Origin of the sequence: Pseudomonas urmiensis (assembly GCF_014268815.2) — a bacterium.
Lineage (GTDB): Bacteria > Pseudomonadota > Gammaproteobacteria > Pseudomonadales > Pseudomonadaceae > Aquipseudomonas > Aquipseudomonas urmiensis.
Genome location: NZ_JABWRE020000001.1, coordinates 3,204,395 through 3,223,645, shown reverse-complemented (window position 1 = coordinate 3,223,645; position 19,251 = coordinate 3,204,395). Strand labels below are relative to the sequence as shown.

The following is a 19,251-nucleotide window of genomic DNA, read 5'->3' as shown; positions in this document are numbered from 1 at the left end:
CCGCGAAGAGGGCGACGCGGCCCCTGATGCAAGCCCCGCAACGGCAGCCCAGAAGGCTGCCGTTGTCGTTATAATGCCGCCCTTCGTTCCATCCACAGGTTTCAGTTACTTGGACATCATCGACAACGACGCGGCCGAATCGGCGGCCGAAGGCTACTCGCGCATCGCCCTGGGCGTGGAATACAAAGGCGCTCGCTACCGCGGCTGGCAACGCCAGGCCAGCGGTGTGGCCAGTGTCCAGCAGGCCCTTGAGCAGGCGTTGTCGAAGGTGGCCAATGCGCCGATCTCGGTGGTCTGCGCCGGGCGCACCGACGCCGGCGTGCATGCCTGCGGGCAGATCGTGCACTTCGATACCAATGCCGTGCGCGATGAGCGCGCCTGGACCATGGGCACCAACTTCAACCTGCCGCGAGACATCAGCGTGGCCTGGGCGCAGCAGATGCCGGCGGATTTTCACGCGCGCTTCAAGGCCACTGCCCGGCGCTACCGCTACGTCATCTACAACGATCCGATCCGCCCGGCGCACCTGGCCGAGGAAGTCACCTGGAACCACCGCCCGCTGGACGTCGAGCGTATGGCCCAAGCGGCGCAATACCTGCTCGGTACCCATGACTTCAGCGCTTTTCGTGCCAGCCAATGCCAGGCCAAGTCGCCGGTCAAGCACATGTACCACCTGCGCGTCACCCGCCATGGCCAGATGATCGTCCTGGACATCCGCGCCACGGCGTTCCTGCATCACATGGTGCGCAACATCGCTGGGGTGCTGATGAGCATTGGCAGCGGCGAGCGGCCGATCGAGTGGGCCCGCGAAGTGCTGCAAAGCCGCGATCGCCGCGAGGCCGGGGTGACCGCGCATCCGTATGGCCTGTACCTGGTGCAAGTTGAGTACCCTGAGCAGTTCACCTTGCCCCAGCGTTACATCGGCCCACACTTTCTTACCGGTTTCGACGCCTTGGCAGACTGACGGGCGAAAAGTGATTTGCTAACATCCGGCCTTTCACCGATTACTCAAGGTTCGCCGTCCATGAGCAACGTTCGCAGCAAGATCTGCGGGATTACCCGCATCGAAGACGCCCTGGCCGCCGCCGAAGCCGGCGCCGATGCCATCGGCCTGGTCTTCTATGCCAAGAGCCCGCGTGCGGTGGACGTGCAGCAGGCGCGGGCGATCATTGCCGCGCTGCCGCCGTTCGTGACCACCGTTGGCCTGTTCGTCAATGCCTCGCGCTGCGAACTCAACGAGATCCTCGAGGCGGTACCGCTGGACCTGCTACAGTTCCACGGCGACGAAACCCCGGCTGACTGCGACGGTTTTCACCGGCCCTGGATCAAGGCCTTGCGGGTGCGTCCTGGCGATGACCTTGAAGCTCAGTGCAAGCACTACGCCAATGCCAGCGGGATTCTCCTGGATACCTTCGTCGCCGGCGTCCCGGGGGGGACTGGCGAGGCTTTCGACTGGTCGCTGGTGCCGCCACGCTTGAGTAAACCGATTATCCTTGCCGGTGGTCTGAACCCGAGCAACGTCGGCCAGGCGATTGCCCAGGTTGGCCCTTATGCGGTGGATGTCAGCGGTGGGGTCGAGCAGGCCAAGGGCATCAAGGACGCCGCCAGGATCGAGGCGTTCGTGCGTGCAGTGAAGCAGGCGTGAAGGCAGATGTGACGGCTGGCCGCGCGCCATCGTCCATAGCTATCGCAGCCTTTTGCTGCCAGGCGCGCGTGCTGTTGCAGGCGCAGCCAGGTGCAGAGTCGGTGTCAATGGCGCCGGCATGACAGATTGAAGAGGGTTCGGTCGTTCGGTTGGCTTCGCGCAGTAGCGGGCCCCGGAGCCGGTCCATCATCGTTTCATTGAAGAATATGAGCTCAAGGGTAGGGCATGGCCGGCCAGATCGGTCCCCGCCCGCCAAATACTGGAGAAAGAAAGCATGAGCAACTGGTTAGTCGACAAACTGATCCCATCGATCATGCGTTCCGAGGTGAAGAAGAGCTCGGTACCGGAAGGCCTGTGGCACAAGTGCCCAGCCTGCGAGAACGTGCTGTATCGTCCTGAGCTGGAAAAGACCCTGGATGTCTGCCCCAAGTGTAATCATCACATGCGTATCGGCGCCCGTGCGCGCATCGACATTTTCCTCGACGCCGACGGCCGTGCCGAGCTCGGTGCCGATCTGGAGCCGGTTGACCGCCTGAAATTCCGCGACGGCAAGAAGTACAAGGACCGCCTGGCTGGCGCGCAGAAGCAGACCGGCGAGAAAGACGCCCTGATCTCCATGAGCGGCACCCTGATGGGCATGCCGATCGTGGTCAGCGCCTTCGAGTTCTCCTTCATGGGTGGCTCGATGGGTGCCATCGTCGGTGAGCGTTTCGTCCGTGCCGCCAACTACGCGCTGGAAAACCGCTGCCCGATGATCTGCTTCTCCGCCTCGGGCGGTGCACGTATGCAGGAAGCGCTGATCTCGCTGATGCAGATGGCCAAGACCTCGGCAGTGCTGGCGCGCCTGCGCGAAGAAGGCATTCCGTTCATCTCCGTGCTGACCGACCCGGTCTACGGTGGCGTTTCCGCCAGCCTGGCGATGCTTGGCGATGTGATCGTTGGCGAGCCTAAGGCGCTGATCGGCTTTGCCGGCCCGCGCGTCATCGAGCAGACCGTTCGCGAGAAGCTGCCAGAAGGCTTCCAGCGCAGTGAGTTCCTGCTCGAGCACGGCGCCATCGACCTGATCATCTCGCGTCACGAGCTGCGTCCGCGCCTGGCTCGCCTGCTGGCACAGATGACTGGCCAGCCGACCCCGGCCGAAGCTCAGGAAGTGGCGGCCGTCGCGTAATGACTCAACGTACCCTCGGCGACTGGCTCGCCTATCTCGAGCAGCTGCACCCTTCGGCCATCGACATGGGCCTGGAGCGTTCGCAACATGTTCTCCAGCGGCTCGGGCTGGGCAAGCTGGCGCCTCGGGTAGTGACCGTTACCGGTACCAACGGCAAGGGTTCGACCTGTGCCTTCGTCGCCGCCTTGCTCCAGGCCCAGGGCCTCAAGGTCGGCGTCTACAGCTCGCCGCACCTGCTGCATTACAACGAGCGGGTGCGCATCGATGGCGTCGACGCCAGCGATGAGCAGTTGTGCCAAGCCTTCGCCGCCGTCGAGGCGGCGCGCGGCGAGATTTCCCTGACCTATTTCGAAATGGGCACCCTGGCGGCGTTCTGGCTGTTCCATCGGTCGGCTCTGGATGCCGTGGTGCTCGAAGTCGGCCTCGGTGGCCGGCTGGATGCGGTCAACCTGGTCGATGCCGACCTCGCGCTGGTTACCAGCATTGGCGTCGATCATGTCGACTACCTGGGCGATAGCCGCGAGTCAGTGGCCTTCGAAAAGGCCGGTATCTTCCGCCAGGGCAAACCGGCCCTGTGTGGCGATCTGCTGCCACCGCAACCGTTGCTGGACAAGGCCCGCGAGTTGGCCTGCCCGCTGTTGCTACGCGGGCGCGATTTCGATCTGGCCGAGACGGCTAATCATTGGCAGTGGCGTGGGCGCAAGCTCGATGGCGCGGCGGTCGAGTTGCATGACCTGCCGCTGCTCGACCTGCCGATGGAAAACGCCGCGCTGGCGTTGCAGGCCTACCTGTTGATGGGCTTGCCGTGGGAGGCCGGGCAAGTCCGCCAGGCCCTGCTCGATACTCGCATCACCGGTCGTCTGGATCGTCGTGCATTGGTCTGGAACGGCAAGCGCGTCGAGCTGCTCCTGGATGTGGGGCATAACCCCCATGCTGCCGAGTACCTGGCTCGTCGCCTCGCCGCACGAGCGCCGCAGGGCAAGCGCCTGGCGGTGTTCGGCCTGCTCGCCGACAAAGACCTGCAAGGCGTGGTAGCGCCGCTGCAGGGCCTGTTCGACAACTGGGCGGTGGCACCTTTGGCTACACCGCGCACGCGCCCGGCGGCTGAGTTGGCAGCGGCCTTGACGAACCTCGGCGCTACGGTGAAGTCTTATGCCAGCGTCGAGGCTGCTTTGGAAGGACAGTGCGCGCAGGCGACGGCAGATGATCAGATCGTGCTGTTCGGTTCGTTTTTCTGTGTCGGTCAGGCCCTGGAATGGCTTGAACGGCAGGCTCCTGAGGGTGGAGTAGATGGCAGTGCTGGATAAGGGAATGAAACAGCGCATGGTTGGTGCGCTGGTGCTGGTGGCGCTGGCGGTGATCTTCTTGCCGATGTTGTTCAGCCGCGAGGACGAAATGCGTCAGGTGCAGGTCGATGCGCCGCAGGCGCCGGCGATGCCGAGCTTGCCGCAAGTGCAGGTCGAGACGATCCAAGTGCCTGAGCAGCAGCCGGTAGCGGATCTGTCCGAACAGCCGCCAGTGGTCGTCGATGAGTCGACTGCACCGGCTAGCACGCCGAGCCAGCCGATTGCGCCGGCGCCGTCTGCCGTGCCGCAGGCCCAGGCGCCCGCCGCCAAGCCGGTGGCACCGGCGCCAGCGGCCAAGGTCGAGACCCGTCCGGCGGCAACTCCAGCGCCGGCGACAGCAGCCAGCGCCGCCAAGCCTGCAGCACCGTCGAAGATCGACGCCAATGGCCTGCCGGTGAGCTGGTCGATCCAGTTGGCCAGCCTGTCCAACCGTGTCGGTGCCGATAATCTGCAGAAAACCTTGCGCAGCCAGGGCTACAACGCCTATATCCGTTCTGCCGATGGCATGAACCGGGTGTATGTCGGGCCATTGATCGAGCGCGCCGAGGCCGAGCGTCTGCGTGATGTGATCAATCGCCAGCACAAGCTCAAGGGCTTCGTGGTCAGGTTCCAGCCGGAGCGTAGCTGACCACGGGCGCCTTCGTGTTCAAGGTATTTGCTGCCTGGCCTGAGGCTATCGCGGGGCTGGCCCGCTCCCACGCGGTACCTGCCTGGCCAGAATATTGGAGCCTACGCTTGCTACGTGGGAGCGGGCTTGCCCCGCGATAGCAGCAGCCGGGGTAAACCGTCCCTTGAGGCCATGTCGATGATGCCAATGCCTCAACGCCCCGACATTCCGCTTACCCCCGGCCCGCCGCTCTGGTAAAATGCGCCGCCTCAAACGTCTGCAGGCAGCACCGTGGCATTTACCTGGGTTGATTGGGCGATCATCGCGATCATCGCCGTTTCCACATTGATCAGTCTTACGCGCGGCTTCGTCAAGGAAGCCCTGTCGCTTATCATCTGGATAGTGGCGGGCGCTGTAGCCTGGATGTTCGGCGGTTCGTTGTCGCAGTACCTGGAAAGCTATATCCAGACGCCTTCGGCACGGGTCATCGCCGGCTGTACCATTCTTTTCATCGCCACCCTGATCGTTGGGGCGATGCTCAATTTCCTCATAGGCGAGCTGATCCGCGTAACCGGGCTGTCCGGTACCGATCGCTTCCTGGGCATGGCCTTTGGCGCCGCCCGGGGTGCCTTGCTGGTCGTCGTGGCGGTCGGGCTGCTGAGCCTGGGGCCGGTGCAACAGGATCCGTGGTGGCAGGAATCACGCCTGATACCACAATTTCTATTGGTCGCTGACTGGTCAAAAAACCTTATCCTAGGGATGACCGGTCAGTGGATGTCCAGTGGGGTCAGCGTACCTGCTGATCTTCCGTTCAAGGAACAGTTGCTCGGGCCTGCCAGGCCTTGAGCGCTATTCACTCAAGTTTCATCAAAGTAGGGGTTGCGTTGCATGTGTGGCATCACCGGTATTGTCGGTAAGTCGAACGTCAATCAGGCGCTGTATGACGCGCTAACGGTCCTTCAGCACCGCGGCCAGGATGCTGCCGGTATCGTGACCAGCCATGACGGCCGGTTGTTCCTGCGCAAGGACAATGGTCTGGTGCGCGACGTCTTCCAGCAGCGGCACATGCAGCGTCTGGTCGGCCACATGGGTATCGGCCATGTGCGCTACCCGACTGCGGGCAGCTCGACTTCGGCCGAGGCCCAGCCGTTCTACGTCAACTCGCCTTATGGCATCACCCTGGCGCACAACGGCAACTTGACCAACGTCGAGCAGCTGGCCAAGGAGATCTACGAGTCTGACCTGCGCCACGTCAACACCAACTCCGATTCGGAAGTGTTGCTCAACGTGTTCGCCCACGAGTTGGCCGTACGCGGCAAGCTGCAGCCGACCGAAGAAGATGTGTTCGCTGCGGTTTCCCATGTTCACAGCCGCTGCGTCGGCGGCTACGCGGTCGTGGCGATGATCACCGGCTACGGCATCGTCGGCTTCCGTGACCCTAACGGTATCCGCCCGGTGGTATTTGGCCAGCGTCACACCGACGAAGGCGTCGAGTACATGATCGCCTCGGAAAGCGTGGCGCTGGACGTGCTCGGCTTCACCCTGATCCGCGACCTGGCGCCGGGCGAGGCGGTGTACATCACCGAAGAAGGCCAACTGTACACCAAGCAGTGCGCGACCAATCCGCAGCTCAAGCCGTGCATCTTCGAACACGTCTACCTGGCCCGTCCTGACTCGATCATGGATGGCGTCTCGGTGTACAAGGCGCGTCTGCGCATGGGTGAGAAGCTGGCCGAGAAAATTCGCCGCGAGCGCCCTGAGCACGACATCGACGTGGTTATCCCGATCCCGGACACCAGCCGCACCGCCGCGCTGGAGCTGGCCAACCACCTGGGCGTCAAGTTCCGCGAAGGGTTCGTCAAGAACCGCTACATCGGCCGTACCTTCATCATGCCCGGCCAGGCCGCGCGCAAGAAATCGGTCCGACAGAAGCTCAACGCCATCGAGCTTGAGTTCCGCGGCAAGAACGTGATGCTGGTCGACGACTCGATCGTGCGTGGCACCACGTGCAAGCAGATCATCCAGATGGCCCGCGAGGCCGGTGCCAAGAACGTCTACTTCTGCTCCGCCGCTCCGGCGGTGCGTTACCCCAACGTCTACGGCATCGACATGCCGAGTGTTCACGAACTGATCGCCCACAACCGTACCACCGACCAGGTGGCCGAGTTGATCGGCGCCGATTGGCTGGTCTACCAAGACCTGCCAGACCTGATCGAATCGGTCGGTGGCGGCAAGATCAAGATCGAGCATTTCGATTGCGCAGTGTTCGACGGTGAGTACGTCACCGGCGACATCGACGACGCCTATCTGGAACGCATCGAGCAGGCCCGCAACGATGCGGCCAAGGTCAAGACCCAGGCAGTCAGCGCGATCATCGACCTGTACAACAACTGATTTGGGAGCGACGGCATGAGTGATCAATGGGATGCCGGGCGACTGGACAGCGACCTGGAGGGTGTCGGTTTCGACACCCTGGCGGTGCGCGCCGGTCAGTACCGCACGCCGGAGGCCGAACACAGCGACCCGCTGTTCTTCACCTCCAGCTATGTATTCCGCACGGCTGCCGATGCGGCTGCGCGCTTTGCCGGTGAAACACCGGGCAACGTTTATTCGCGCTACACCAACCCGACCGTGCGCGCCTTCGAAGAGCGCCTGGCGGCGCTGGAAGGTGCAGAACAGGCCGTGGGTACGTCCACGGGCATGTCGGCGATCCTGTCCACGGTGATGGCGCTGTGCAGCGCCGGTGACCATGTGCTGGTGTCGCAGAGCGTGTTCGGTTCGACCATCAGCCTGTTCGAGAAGTATTTCAAGCGCTTTGGCGTGCAAGTGGACTACGTGCCGCTGGCTGACCTGAGCGGTTGGGAGCGGGGCATCAAGGCCAACACCAAGCTGCTGTTCGTCGAGTCGCCATCCAACCCCTTGGCGGAGCTGGTGGATATCGCCGCGCTGGCCGAGATCGCCCATGCCCGTGGTGCGATGCTGGTGGTGGACAACTGCTTCAGCACCCCGGCGCTGCAGCAGCCGCTCAAGCTCGGGGCCGACATCGTCGTGCATTCGGCGACCAAGTTCATCGACGGCCAGGGCCGTTGCATGGGCGGCGCCGTGGCGGGTCGTAGCGAGCAGATGAAAGAAGTGGTGGGCTTCCTGCGCACTGCGGGGCCGACCTTGAGTCCATTCAACGCCTGGGTGTTCCTCAAGGGTCTGGAAACGCTCAAGTTGCGCATGCGTGCCCACTGCGAGGGCGCCAAGGCGCTGGCGCAGTGGCTGGAGCAGCAAGAGGGCGTGGAGAAAGTCCATTACGCCGGTCTTGCCAGCCATCCACAGCACGAGTTGGCCAAGCGCCAGATGAGCGATTTCGGCGCAGTGGTGAGCTTTGAGGTCAAGGGCGGCAAAGACGGCGCCTGGCGCTTCATCGATGCCACGCGTCTGCTTTCGATCACCGCTAACCTGGGTGACAGCAAGACCACCATCACCCACCCGGCCACCACCTCCCACGGCCGTCTGTCGCCGCAAGAGCGCGAGGCTGCCGGAATCCGCGACAGCCTGATCCGCATTGCAGTGGGCCTGGAAGATGTCGCTGACCTGCAAGCCGACCTGGCACGTGGGCTGGCTGCGCTGTGATCGACTGGAAGGGCGGCGAACCGGGCCATAACGGTCGGGTAGCCCTGGTTACCGGTGCCGCACGCGGCATCGGCCTGGGCATCGCTGCCTGGCTGATCTGCGAAGGTTGGCAGGTGGTACTCAGCGACCTTGACCGGCCGCGCGGCGCCAAGGTGGCCAAGGCACTTGGCGACAATGCCTGGTTCATCACCATGGATGTCGCCGACGAAGCCCAGGTCAGTGCCGGGGTCTCCGAGGTGCTTGGGCAGTTTGGTCGATTGGACGCGTTGGTGTGCAACGCGGCCATTGCCAACCCGCACAACCACACCCTCGAGAGTTTGAGCCTGGCTCAATGGAATCGGGTGCTGGCGGTCAACCTCAATGGGCCGATGCTATTGGCCAAGCACTGTGCACCTTATCTGCGCGCCCATGGCGGGGCGATCGTCAATCTGACCTCGACCCGTGCACGCCAGTCCGAGCCCGATACCGAGGCTTATGCGGCGAGCAAGGGTGGCCTGCTGGCGCTGACCCATGCCCTGGCGATGAGCCTGGGTCCGGAGATCCGTGTCAATGCAGTCAGCCCGGGTTGGATCGATGCGCGTGATCCTGCCCAACGCCGTGCCGAGCCGTTGAGCGATGCTGACCATGCCCAGCATCCTGCGGGCAGGGTAGGGACCGTGGAAGATGTCGCGGCGCTGGTGGCCTGGCTGTTGTCCAGGCAGGCGGGGTTCGTCACTGGTCAGGAGTTTGTGGTCGACGGCGGCATGAGCCGTAAGATGATCTACACCTGAGCGGTAAGCAGAAAGACAAGAAGAGGCCATAGGGTCTCTTTTTCGTTTTTGCGCGAGGATGGCGGTGTTGCCTGGGCCAACCTCTTTACCGGCAAGCCCACTCTGCAGAAGACCTAAGGTTTTTTGCTCTTTTTGAAAAAAAATTCAATGGGGGTATTGACTTAGCATCGGTACCTGCGTAAATTTCGCGGCCTCAGCGAAGCAAACGTAACACGCAACACAAGCAGCACAATGGGTGATTAGCTCAGCCGGGAGAGCATCTGCCTTACAAGCAGAGGGTCGGCGGTTCGATCCCGTCATCACCCACCACTTCCTGAGACGTTCCTGAACTTGGAGCCTTCGCAAGAAGCTTCCTAATCGAGAGGAACAGGACGCAAGTCCACTATGCGCAGCGGTAGTTCAGTCGGTTAGAATACCGGCCTGTCACGCCGGGGGTCGCGGGTTCGAGTCCCGTCCGCTGCGCCACTTTTCTCCAGATGGGTGCTTGTCACCGGTCTGAGGTATTAAGGCCAAGCCTTGGTGCCAGATCCCAGTTTCAATCGGGCGCAAGCCTGAACGATACGCAGCGGTAGTTCAGTCGGTTAGAATACCGGCCTGTCACGCCGGGGGTCGCGGGTTCGAGTCCCGTCCGCTGCGCCATCTTCTGCTACGAGGCCCCTTGAACGCCTCGCAGCAAAACAAGAGAAGCGATCAAGATATCGCTTTTTTTGTGCCTGACTTCCAAGTGCGACTTGGAAAGCAGATCCCAGTTTCAATTGGGCGCAAGCCTGAATGATACGCAGCGGTAGTTCAGTCGGTTAGAATACCGGCCTGTCACGCCGGGGGTCGCGGGTTCGAGTCCCGTCCGCTGCGCCATCTTCGCCTCCAGGCCCCTTGAACGCCTGAGGCAACACAGAGAAAGCGACCTTCGGGTCGCTTTTTTTGTTTCTAAAGCCTAGTGTTTCTCCATGGCGCAAGATTTACACGAACCTGACAGTGTCTTCACCGATCAGCGGTTTCAGTACCGGGTGATGTGATGCACAATAGGCGCCATTCGTCTTTTTCCGGTATCTAAGATGTCCAGATCATCCGTCTTCGGTGCGCTCGGGCTGGCCCTTGTGCTGGCGGGCGTATCCGGTTGCTCCTCGAAAAAAACCGCAGTCTACGAGCACGAGAACTTCGATGACTCGGGCACCTTCTCGCGCAGCTTCCCGGTCAGTGAAGCCGGCTCCTGCGAGGCCGCCCGTCGTGCCTTGCTCAGCCAGGGCTACATCATCACCAGCAGCGGTGCCAATCAGATCGCTGGCAACAAAAGCTTTCAGCAGAACAGCGAAAACCACCTGCAGATCAGCTTCAACGTCACCTGCGCGCCTGACAGCAGCGACGAACAGCGCTCGACCATGTTCGCCAACGCCCTGCAGGATCGCTATGCGCTGAAAAAATCCAACACCTCTGCCAGCCTTGGCGTCGGTGTATTGGGCTCGGTGTCGATGCCCATTGGCTCTAGCGACGACTCCATGGTCAAGGTTGCCAGCGAGACGGTGACTGCGCCGCAGTTCTACGAGCGTTATTTCGCCTTGGTCGAAAGCTTCCTGCCCAAACCGAAGAAAACCAAGAAGGCCCAGCCCCAGGCTGAGGCGCCGAAAGCTGACAAACCAGCACCGGCCTTGGGCCTGCCTGAGCAGGCACCTTCCGCCTTGGCGCCAGCACCGCAGGGCACGCCTGCGGTTGCCGCCAGCGAGCAGCCTGCGGCTACAGCACCGGTCGAGGCACCGATTGCAGCGCCTCCGACTGAGCCCATTGCGCCCCCACCGCCTGCCGCAGTTGCGCCTGCCAGTGAAGTTCAGCCAGCGCCGGCGGTGGATGACAGTCAGGGCTCCCAGCCGATTGCGCCGCCTAGCGAGGCTACGCCAATCCAAGTGCAGCAACAGGCTCCCGCCACTGAGCCGGCTCCTGCGCCGCTTTAATTGATCACGGGGCGGTGCCGGCCTCTTCGCGGGCAAGCCCGCTCCCACAGGCACCCCGTTGAGTTCGAAGCCAGCGCGGTACCTGTGGGAGCGGGCTTGCCCGCGAAAAGGCCGGCGCTGCTAGCGCATAAACTTCTGTTACAGCTTGCCCCTGATAACGTGTCGAACCCCTGCTACGTTTACCACTCATAAGACTGTCATCAATGGTTCATCCGGCCGGCTTAGCTTGGCCTGGACACCAAACAAATCATGAGTGAAGAGGACGTAGGGCGATGGACGATTATCAAGAAGAACTGCTCGAATTCCAGGCCTACGAACTGGACATCCCGGAACCTACCGACGACGCCACCGAGCTCTAGCCGGTGCGCCGCTGATTGCGGCGAAACTCTCCCGGCGTCAGGCCCGTCCAACGCTTGAATGCGCGCTGGAAGGCCTCAGCCGAGGCAAACCCCAACAGATAGGCGATCTCGCCAAAGGCCAGTTCCGTGTCGCGGATATAGGTCTCGGCCAAGTCGCGCCGCGTGTCGTTGAGCAGGTTGCGAAACCGCGTGCCTTCTTCGGCCAGCTTGCGCCGCAAGGTCCAGGTTGGCAGTTCCAGATGCTGCGCCACCTCTTCCAGGTCAGGTTCCCGGCCGCCATTGAGCAATGGCCCGAGCAGATGGGTAATGCGCTCGCCAAGGCTACGCACACGGGTACGCTGGGCGAGTTCTGCCTCGCACAGCTGTAACAGGTGCTGCCAGGTGCTGGGGCAGTGCTGGGGATTGACCAGCGACAGCGTTTCTCGGCTCAGGCGCAATTGATTGTGCGCCGCGCCGAACTGCACGTTGTTGCTGCACAGGGCTTGGTACTGGCTTGCATAGTGCGGGGCATCGAATTCGATGTCCATGCGCTCGGCTAACACCTGTATGCCTGCCAACTGACCCAGCTGGGCCAGCCAGCCGGCCAGCAGCGAGTCGACCACGAAGCGGTTGTAGCCGTTGTAGGGGCTGATCGAGTAGAAGCGCAGCCAGGCACCCTGAGCGTCCTCGATGAACAGCGAGCGGCCGCGATAGTTGGCCGCATACAGCGGCTCGTAGCGCAGCAAGGTACGCGCAGCTTCACCTACGCTGGGTGCCTGGGCCGCAGTGACGCCAGCCAGGCCCGCCTGGGCCAGGCGGCTCAGTTGCCCCATGCGCAGGCCCAGTGCTGGATCGCCACTGAGCTCGATGGCGGCATGCCCCAGGTGCATGTAGCGCGGGATCGACAGGCGTGCGCAGGGCTCGGCAACGCGCGCCGCATCCAGCCCATAGCGTTGCAGCAGCGGCAGCGGGTCGTGGCCTGACTGGCGCAATGCCTCGGCCAGCGGCTGGACGAAACCTACCGAAAGGTCACCCAGGCGTACGCGGGGGCGCGGCATCGGTCACAACCACAGGTTGAGCAAGCGCGCACCAGGGTGCTGGCTGCCGGCCAGCTGCTCGCCAGCATGGTTGGCAAAACCTTGGCCATCGCCGCCCAGCTCCCAGAACTGGCCGCGCAGGAATACGCTCATGCTGGTGATGCCAGCGTTGGCGGCCAAGGTCAGTTGCTGCCAGGCCGTCTGCTCGCTGACCTCGCCGCGCTGCACCGGCAGGTCGGCGGCAGCATCCTGATGGCGGTTACCGCGCCAAGGTGCACTCCAGCTGCCCTTGCCGCTGAGAAACACCGGATTGGCGATCAACTGCACCGACTGCCCAGCCAGCTGGCGGTAGTTTTCTGGGTACCAACTGTCGCTGCCCACCAGCACGCCAAGCCGGCCTGCGGGGGTCTGAATCACTTGCAGGGGGTGCTTGCGACCGTCATGAATGTAGCGGCGCACCTCGCTGTCGGGGAATTGCTGCAGTTGTGGCTGACCGAGCACGGTGCCATTGCTGCCGAACACCAGGCTGCTGTTGAACAGCGGGCCGTTGCCTGCGTACAGCACACCTTTTTCCACGTAAGGGGCCGGCAACACGATCGAGCCCGCCACCAGGGTGACGCCGAACTCCTTGGCCAGGCCGCCAAACAGGGCCTGGTAGTCGGCGGCCATTTGCCCGGCCTTCATCCGTAGATGGGCGTCGGCGCGGCGATCATCGCCGGTGGCCCAGAGCATGGCCAAGCCATAGCGCAGCGGGTTGCTCAACTCCAGCCACTGCACTGCCTCGCGCTGCTGGGTGACCTGGTACAGCTGGTTTTTTTCGCCGCGCGCCCACAACCAGGTGCCGATGTGTTCTGGCAACACGACCACTGTGCGCGAATTGATCAAGCCTTGGCCGCGCGCCTGCTGCAGATAGGCCGACAGCTTGCGGTGCAGGCGTTGCAGGTTCTGGTAATCACTGGGGTTGAGCTGCGGCTCGACGCCCAGCAGGTTGCCGTGTTCGCCCGGCACGCCCTGGTTGAGCGCCAGTTCGATGCGCAAATCGGAGAGGTAGTGGCCTTCCGGACGCTGCAGGGTCCAGAAACCATAGCCACACAGGGCGGCGATCATCACCAGCGCCAGGGCGCTTGCCAGGAGTTTGCGCATGAAGCGGTCAGGCACCATCGGAACAAAGGTGTCCTAGGGTAGACCTGCTGTGCAGCAGGATCAATAAGTTGTCAGTTTCGATCATTGAGCCGGTTCAAACGGCTGTTTAATGTCGTCACCAGATAAACGACGGGGCCCGCATGGTACGTGAGGCACCCGCATACCGTGATCACGCCACATGGGGAGTACATCCATGGCCGCCGACCGTTACCCGCACCTGCTCGCCCCGTTGGACCTGGGCTTCACCACGCTGCGCAACCGCACCCTGATGGGCTCGATGCACACCGGCCTCGAAGAGCGCCCAGGCGGCTTCGAGCGCATGGCGGCGTACTTTGCCGAGCGCGCCCGTGGCGGAGTCGGCTTGATGGTCACCGGCGGCATTGCCCCCAACGATGAAGGTGGGGTGTACTCGGGCGCGGCCAAGTTGAGCACCGAGGAAGAGGCCGACAAGCACCGCATCGTCACCGACGCCGTGCACGCGGCGGACGGCAAGATCTGTTTGCAGATCCTCCACGCTGGGCGCTATGCCTATAGTCCGCGGCAGGTGGCACCCAGCGCCATTCAAGCGCCGATCAACCCGTTCAAGCCCAAGGAGCTGGACGAGGAGGGCATCGAGAAACAGATCCGCGACTTCGTCAACTGCGCAGCGCTCGCCCAACGTGCCGGTTACGACGGCGTCGAGATCATGGGTTCGGAAGGCTACTTCATCAACCAGTTCCTCGCCGCGCACACCAACCATCGCACCGACCGTTGGGGTGGCAGCTACGAGAACCGCATGCGTCTGGCGATCGAGATCGTCAGCCGCGTGCGTGCAGCGGTAGGACCGAACTTCATCATCATTTTCCGCCTGTCGATGCTCGACCTGGTCGAGGGCGGCAGCAGCTGGGACGAGATCGTGCTGTTGGCCAAGGCCATCGAAAAGGCCGGCGCCACCCTGATCAACACCGGCATCGGCTGGCACGAGGCGCGGATTCCGACCATTGCCACCAAAGTACCGCGCGCGGCCTTCAGCAAGGTCACCGCCAAATTGCGCGGCGAGGTGCAGATTCCGCTGATCACCACCAACCGCATCAACACCCCGGAAGTGGCCGAAGCGGTGCTGGCCGAAGGCGATGCCGACATGGTGTCCATGGCCCGGCCGTTCCTGGCCGACCCAGACTTCGTCAACAAGGCCGCTGCTGGCCGTGCTGATCTGATCAATACCTGCATCGGCTGCAACCAGGCCTGCCTGGACCACACCTTTGGCGGCAAGTTGACCAGTTGCCTGGTCAACCCACGGGCCTGCCACGAAACCGAGCTCAACTACCTGCCGGTGGCCCAGGCCAAGCGCATCGCGGTAGTCGGCGCCGGCCCGGCTGGGCTGGCCGCCGCCACCGTGGCCGCCGAGCGTGGTCACCAGGTGACCCTGTTCGATGCGGCGGGCGAAGTTGGCGGGCAGTTCAACGTGGCCAAGCGGGTGCCGGGCAAGGAAGAATTCTTCGAGACCCTGCGCTACTTTGCCAACAAAGTGAAATCCACTGGGGTCGAGCTGCGCCTCAATACCCGGGTGGGCGTCGATGAGCTGGTGTCCGCCGGCTTTGACGAGATCATCCTCGCCACCGGTATCTCCCCCCGCAACCCAGCCATCCCCGGCATCGACCACGCCAAGGTGCTCAACTACCTGGACGTGCTGCTCGAGCGCAAGCCGGTGGGTAACCGCGTGGCAGTGATTGGCGCGGGCGGGATTGGTTTTGACGTTTCCGAGTACCTGGTACACAAGGGCGTGGCCACCAGCCAGGACCGTGAAGCGTTCTGGAAAGAGTGGGGTATCGATGCCCACCTGCAAGCCCGTGGCGGCGTTGCCGGGATCAAGGCCCAGCCACATGCGCCGGCGCGCCAGGTGTACCTGCTGCAACGCAAGAAAACCAAGGTCGGCGATGGCCTGGGCAAGACCACTGGCTGGATTCACCGCACGGGTTTGAAGAACAAACAGGTGCAGATGCTCAACAGTGTCGAATACCTCGGGATCGATGACGACGGCCTGCATGTGCGCATCGGCGATGGCGAGCCGCAGGTGTTGGCGGTGGATAACGTGGTGATCTGCGCAGGCCAGGAGCCAATGCGCGAATTGCACCAAGGCTTGGTTGCGGCGGGGCAGTCGGTGCACCTGATCGGCGGCGCCGATGTGGCAGCTGAGTTGGATGCCAAGCGGGCGATCAATCAAGGCTCGCGCTTGGCGGCTGAGCTGTAGGCATCTGGGCTGACTAAGCGGGGCAAGCCCGCTCTTGCAGGGATCTTCACAACCTCTGTGGGAGCGGGCTTGCCCCGCGATGGCATCGGCCCAGGCAACTGATAGACTCGCGCCATGATTGCTGATTTCGACTGTCTCCCCATCGCCCCACTGCAACCGTTGCCAATCCCATGGCTCGACCACGCCCGCATCCAGGCAGCGGTCTTGCGCCTGGACCTGATCGACCCGCTGATCAGCGGCAACAAGTGGTTCAAGCTGCGCGATCACCTGATCCAGGCTAAAAACGCCCAAGCCCCCGGGCTGATCGGCCTCGGCGGCAACCATTCCAACCATCTGCACGCCCTTGCCGCTGCCGGCAAACGCTTTGGCTTCGCCACCGCCGGCCTGCTTCGCGGCCATCCGCAAGACACGCCAACCGTGCGCGATCTGCAAGCCCTGGGCATGCACCTGCACTGGCTCGGCTATGGCGGCTACCGCGCGCGCAATGAGCCGGGGTTCTGGGCGCCGTGGCAGGCGCGTTATCCAGGCTGGCAGTGCATCCCCGAAGGCGGAGGTGGCCTGGCAGGCGCGCAGGGCTGCCGGCTTATCGTCGAGCAGGCGCAGGCCCAGTTGGGTGCGCTAGGCTGGGATGATTACGATGGCTGGTGGCTCGCAGCAGGGACTGGCACGACCTTGGCCGGCCTGGTCCTGGCCGAGGCGGGCAGGCGCCAGGTACACGGGGCGCTGGCTGTGCCCGCTGATCACGGCGTTGCGCAGACGGTCGCAGGCCTGGTCGGCGAAAGCGGCTACCAGTTGCACGATGCCTGCCGTGGCGGCTTTGCCCGCATTGATCCCGAGCTGCTGGCCTTCATCGAGCGAACCGAGCGCGACAGCGGCCTGCCGCTCGAAGCCCTGTACACCGGCAAGGCCCTGCTGGCCCTGCGTGAGCACGCCGAGGCAGGTTTGTTTGCCCCCGGCAGCCGCCTGATCTTCGTGCACACAGGCGGGCTGCAGGGCCGCCGCGGTTACTTGTAGGGCAGCATGCGCAGCAGGGTGTTGTCGCGCCGTACATAGTGGTGATACAGCCCGGCCAGGGCATGCAGGCCGATCAGCCAATAGCCCCAACTGCCAATCCGCTCGTGCCAGCCCTTGATGAACTTGGCCTGATCCGGGTCGGCGCCAATCAGCGCGGGCAGCTCCAGCCCATAGAACGGAATCGGCTTGTCCGCCGCGCTGAGAATCAGCCAGCCGGCCAGCGGCAGGCCGATCATCATCAGGTACAGCAGCGCGTGAACCAGGTGGCCAAGGCCCGTCTGCCAGGCCGGGGGCTTGGGCACGATCGCGGGTGCCGGGTGCAGCGCGCGCATGGCCAGGCGCAGCCAGACCAGCACGAACACCGTCAGGCCCAGCATGAAGTGCAGGTCTTTCATCAGGTTGCGCTCGGCGCTGTCCTTGGGGAACAGGCCGCGTAGCTCGATGCAGGCGTACACGGCTGCCAGCAGCACCAGCATCAGCCAGTGCAGGGCGATCGACAGGCGTGCGTAGTGTGGCGTGGGGGTGGATGACAGCATGGGCGGTCCTCTTGTTCAGGTCATCAGGTCGAAAACGGCGCTCTTGTTGGCACCTGGCTTAACTCTAACCGCTGGCTGGAATATTTCTTTGCTTCAGATCGGGTAATCGTTGCCGACATAGCAAACTGGATGATGGCACTGAGCTATTGACTCTGGCGTATCCGCTTCACCTATCGCACAAGGATTCTGTGTAAATGAAACACCTCCCGACTGCCGCCAAGGCAGCGCTGTACTCGACCTTTTCCACGCTGCTGCTGGGCTGCCAGCAGACCCCCGAGGCGCTCAAGCCGATTAGCGCAATGACCATCCCGGTCTGCGTCAACGATCAATGCGCGGTGCTCGACCAGACCGGTGCGCTGCGCGTAGGGCCGGACAACGATTACCAGGCGATCTACGCCCAACCCATGGCCGACAGCTTCATTTTTGGCCGCGACGGTTACTGGAACCTGGCCAGTGGCGATGGCAAGCAGGTGCTCAAAGCCAACTTCACCGACGAGTTGTACAGCCTGACTCCGGGCTACTTCGGCTTCGTGCGCGAGGGCAAGGTCGGGGTCATGGATGAGCAGGGCAAGGAAGTCCAGCCAGCAGTTTTCGATGATGTCTTCGTCGGCGGCGACAACGATTTCATCGTCTACGAAGTCAACCAAAAGCGCGGCATCCTCAGTGTCACTGGCGAGAAGGTCAGCGAACCACTGTTCGACTCGATGGTGGTGCGTGACGATTTCACCAAGCGCGGCAATTGGGTGCTGGCTGAACACGATGGCCAAAGCTGGGGTTACAACCTGGCCAGCAAGGTGCTGCAGAAACTTGAGTTCGACAGCATCGAAAGCGCTGCCGATGGGCATCTGGTGGTCGCCAAGGAAGGCGTCACTGGCGTGGGGCTGGCCGATGCTGCGGGCAATCTGCTGATCCCGATCGGTCAGTACTCGCTGGGTACCCCTGGTGGCGGGCTGGTGGCGTTCAAGACCGCCTACGACAGCGCCTGCGGTTATCACGACTACCAAGGCAAGGTGGTCATCCAGGCCACCTTCGAGACCTGTGAAACCTTCGGCAAGAGCGCTGGCATGGTGCAGCTGCGCCGCACCGAACAAGGTCGCGGCAAGGCCGGCATGATCGATCACACCGGCAAATGGCTGATCGAGCCGCAGTACGACTCGATCGGTGATGCAGGTCTGGGTGTGCTTGGCATGAGCGGGCATCGCCCAGGCTTCAATCACATCGGTAAGCTGCAGAGCGCATTTTTGGCCACCTACGGCACCGTCGACCTGGACCAAGGCGCGGTAGTGTTCCAGCCCAGCTACAGGCAGATCGGGGTGATCACGTCAGAGCGCTTCGCCTTCTCCGAGGCCCAGTCACCAAGCAAATCGATCAAGGTCTTTGGCATGGACAGTCCGGTGCAGACCGTGGGTGTGATGGACGCCAAGGGCAAGGTGTTGATCAAGCCGGAGCAGTTCGTGGCGGTCAAGCTCACGGCCGACCAGCATCATCTGCTCGCTGCCGAAGGCAGCACGGACGACGCCAACCGCGCGCTGTACAACCTCGATGGCAAGCTGCTGGTGCCGGCCAAGTGGCAGGACGTGCGAGTCGATGAAGCGCGTGGGGCGATCTTTGCCTATCAGGTGCAGGGTAATGGCGACGATGCCGTGCGCAGCTTGCGCGCGCTGTATCGCCTGGATGGCAGTGTGGTGTTCGACACCAATCGACTGCCGTGCGGGGCTGAGCAGGTGGTCGATGGCAAGGGCAAGGTGCTCTGGCCGGCCGATCCGCAGGCGCATTGCCCGCAGGCGGAGCCGGTGGCTGATGCGTCCTGACAGCCAGTAGATGGGTGTCGAGTGGACCGGCCGCTGAGT

At 63.1% G+C, this 19,251-nt stretch carries 16 protein-coding genes and 4 tRNA genes; 17 read left to right on the top strand and 3 right to left on the bottom strand.

Going from position 1 to position 19,251, the window contains the following annotated elements:
- Positions 1 to 109 precede the first annotated feature (109 nt).
- From truA to HU737_RS14450, 14 genes are all read left to right on the top strand, one after another.
- The gene (gene truA, locus HU737_RS14515) at positions 110 to 964 is read left to right on the top strand and encodes a tRNA pseudouridine(38-40) synthase TruA (RefSeq protein WP_202885272.1); all 855 of its coding nucleotides are present in this window, start codon (positions 110 to 112) and stop codon (positions 962 to 964) included.
- Between the two features lie 60 nt (positions 965 to 1,024).
- A complete protein-coding gene (locus tag HU737_RS14510; protein ID WP_186557686.1) occupies positions 1,025 to 1,645 on the top strand; it encodes a phosphoribosylanthranilate isomerase in 621 nt (206 codons plus the stop codon).
- A gap of 274 nt (positions 1,646 to 1,919) precedes the next feature.
- Complete coding sequence (gene accD / locus HU737_RS14505) at positions 1,920 to 2,813, top strand: acetyl-CoA carboxylase, carboxyltransferase subunit beta (protein ID WP_186557687.1); 894 nt, start codon at positions 1,920 to 1,922, stop codon at positions 2,811 to 2,813.
- A complete protein-coding gene (gene folC / locus HU737_RS14500) occupies positions 2,813 to 4,120 on the top strand; it encodes a bifunctional tetrahydrofolate synthase/dihydrofolate synthase (protein WP_186557688.1) in 1,308 nt (435 codons plus the stop codon). Before accD ends, folC begins: the two co-directional genes overlap by 1 nt.
- Complete coding sequence (locus HU737_RS14495) at positions 4,104 to 4,787, top strand: SPOR domain-containing protein (protein ID WP_186557689.1); 684 nt, start codon at positions 4,104 to 4,106, stop codon at positions 4,785 to 4,787. Before folC ends, HU737_RS14495 begins: the two co-directional genes overlap by 17 nt.
- A 270-nt stretch (positions 4,788 to 5,057) precedes the next feature.
- Entirely contained in the window at positions 5,058 to 5,612 is a 555-nt protein-coding gene (locus HU737_RS14490) for a CvpA family protein (protein ID WP_186557690.1), read from the top strand.
- Positions 5,613 to 5,654: 42 nt separating this feature from the next.
- A complete protein-coding gene (purF, locus tag HU737_RS14485) occupies positions 5,655 to 7,160 on the top strand; it encodes an amidophosphoribosyltransferase (protein ID WP_186557691.1) in 1,506 nt (501 codons plus the stop codon).
- Between the two features lie 15 nt (positions 7,161 to 7,175).
- Positions 7,176 to 8,387: an O-succinylhomoserine sulfhydrylase gene (locus HU737_RS14480; RefSeq protein ID WP_186557692.1), complete on the top strand. Its 1,212-nt coding sequence runs from the start codon at positions 7,176 to 7,178 to the stop codon at positions 8,385 to 8,387.
- Positions 8,384 to 9,157: an SDR family oxidoreductase gene (locus HU737_RS14475; protein ID WP_186557693.1), complete on the top strand. Its 774-nt coding sequence runs from the start codon at positions 8,384 to 8,386 to the stop codon at positions 9,155 to 9,157. The genes HU737_RS14480 and HU737_RS14475 overlap by 4 nt, the downstream gene beginning before the upstream one ends.
- Before the next feature lie 233 nt (positions 9,158 to 9,390).
- Positions 9,391 to 9,466 (top strand) — tRNA-Val (locus HU737_RS14470).
- A 79-nt stretch (positions 9,467 to 9,545) separates the two neighbouring features.
- Positions 9,546 to 9,622 (top strand) — tRNA-Asp (locus HU737_RS14465).
- A 97-nt stretch (positions 9,623 to 9,719) separates the two neighbouring features.
- A tRNA-Asp gene (locus HU737_RS14460) sits at positions 9,720 to 9,796 on the top strand.
- Between the two features lie 139 nt (positions 9,797 to 9,935).
- Positions 9,936 to 10,012, top strand: a tRNA-Asp gene (locus HU737_RS14455).
- A gap of 200 nt (positions 10,013 to 10,212) precedes the next feature.
- Positions 10,213 to 11,103 carry a DUF2242 domain-containing protein gene (locus HU737_RS14450; protein WP_186557299.1) on the top strand — a complete coding sequence of 297 codons (891 nt, stop codon included), beginning with the start codon at positions 10,213 to 10,215 and terminating at the stop codon, positions 11,101 to 11,103.
- A 355-nt stretch (positions 11,104 to 11,458) separates the two neighbouring features.
- Here HU737_RS14450 and HU737_RS14445 read toward each other — a convergent pair whose 3' ends face one another.
- Positions 11,459 to 12,499, bottom strand: a complete 1,041-nt coding sequence (locus HU737_RS14445) for an AraC family transcriptional regulator (protein ID WP_186557298.1) — start codon at positions 12,497 to 12,499, stop codon at positions 11,459 to 11,461.
- A 3-nt stretch (positions 12,500 to 12,502) separates the two neighbouring features.
- Entirely contained in the window at positions 12,503 to 13,621 is a 1,119-nt protein-coding gene (locus tag HU737_RS14440; protein WP_186557297.1) for a carbon-nitrogen hydrolase family protein, read from the bottom strand.
- Between the two features lie 193 nt (positions 13,622 to 13,814).
- Here HU737_RS14440 and HU737_RS14435 point away from each other — a divergent pair, with 193 nt between their 5' ends.
- Both HU737_RS14435 and HU737_RS14430 read left to right on the top strand, forming a co-directional pair.
- Complete coding sequence (locus HU737_RS14435) at positions 13,815 to 15,851, top strand: NADPH-dependent 2,4-dienoyl-CoA reductase (RefSeq protein ID WP_186557296.1); 2,037 nt, start codon at positions 13,815 to 13,817, stop codon at positions 15,849 to 15,851.
- A gap of 114 nt (positions 15,852 to 15,965) precedes the next feature.
- A complete protein-coding gene (locus HU737_RS14430; RefSeq protein WP_189661970.1) occupies positions 15,966 to 16,865 on the top strand; it encodes a 1-aminocyclopropane-1-carboxylate deaminase/D-cysteine desulfhydrase in 900 nt (299 codons plus the stop codon).
- Here the strand turns inward: HU737_RS14430 and HU737_RS14425 are convergent.
- Positions 16,856 to 17,401 (bottom strand): cytochrome b, encoded by a 546-nt coding sequence (locus HU737_RS14425; protein ID WP_186557295.1) that lies wholly within the window; start codon positions 17,399 to 17,401, stop codon positions 16,856 to 16,858. The two genes, HU737_RS14430 and HU737_RS14425, sit on opposite strands and share 10 nt — an antisense overlap.
- 194 nt (positions 17,402 to 17,595) lie before the next feature.
- On the opposite strand from HU737_RS14425, the gene HU737_RS14420 reads away from it, so the two are divergent.
- Positions 17,596 to 19,212: a WG repeat-containing protein gene (locus HU737_RS14420; protein WP_186557294.1), complete on the top strand. Its 1,617-nt coding sequence runs from the start codon at positions 17,596 to 17,598 to the stop codon at positions 19,210 to 19,212.
- Positions 19,213 to 19,251 lie beyond the last annotated feature (39 nt).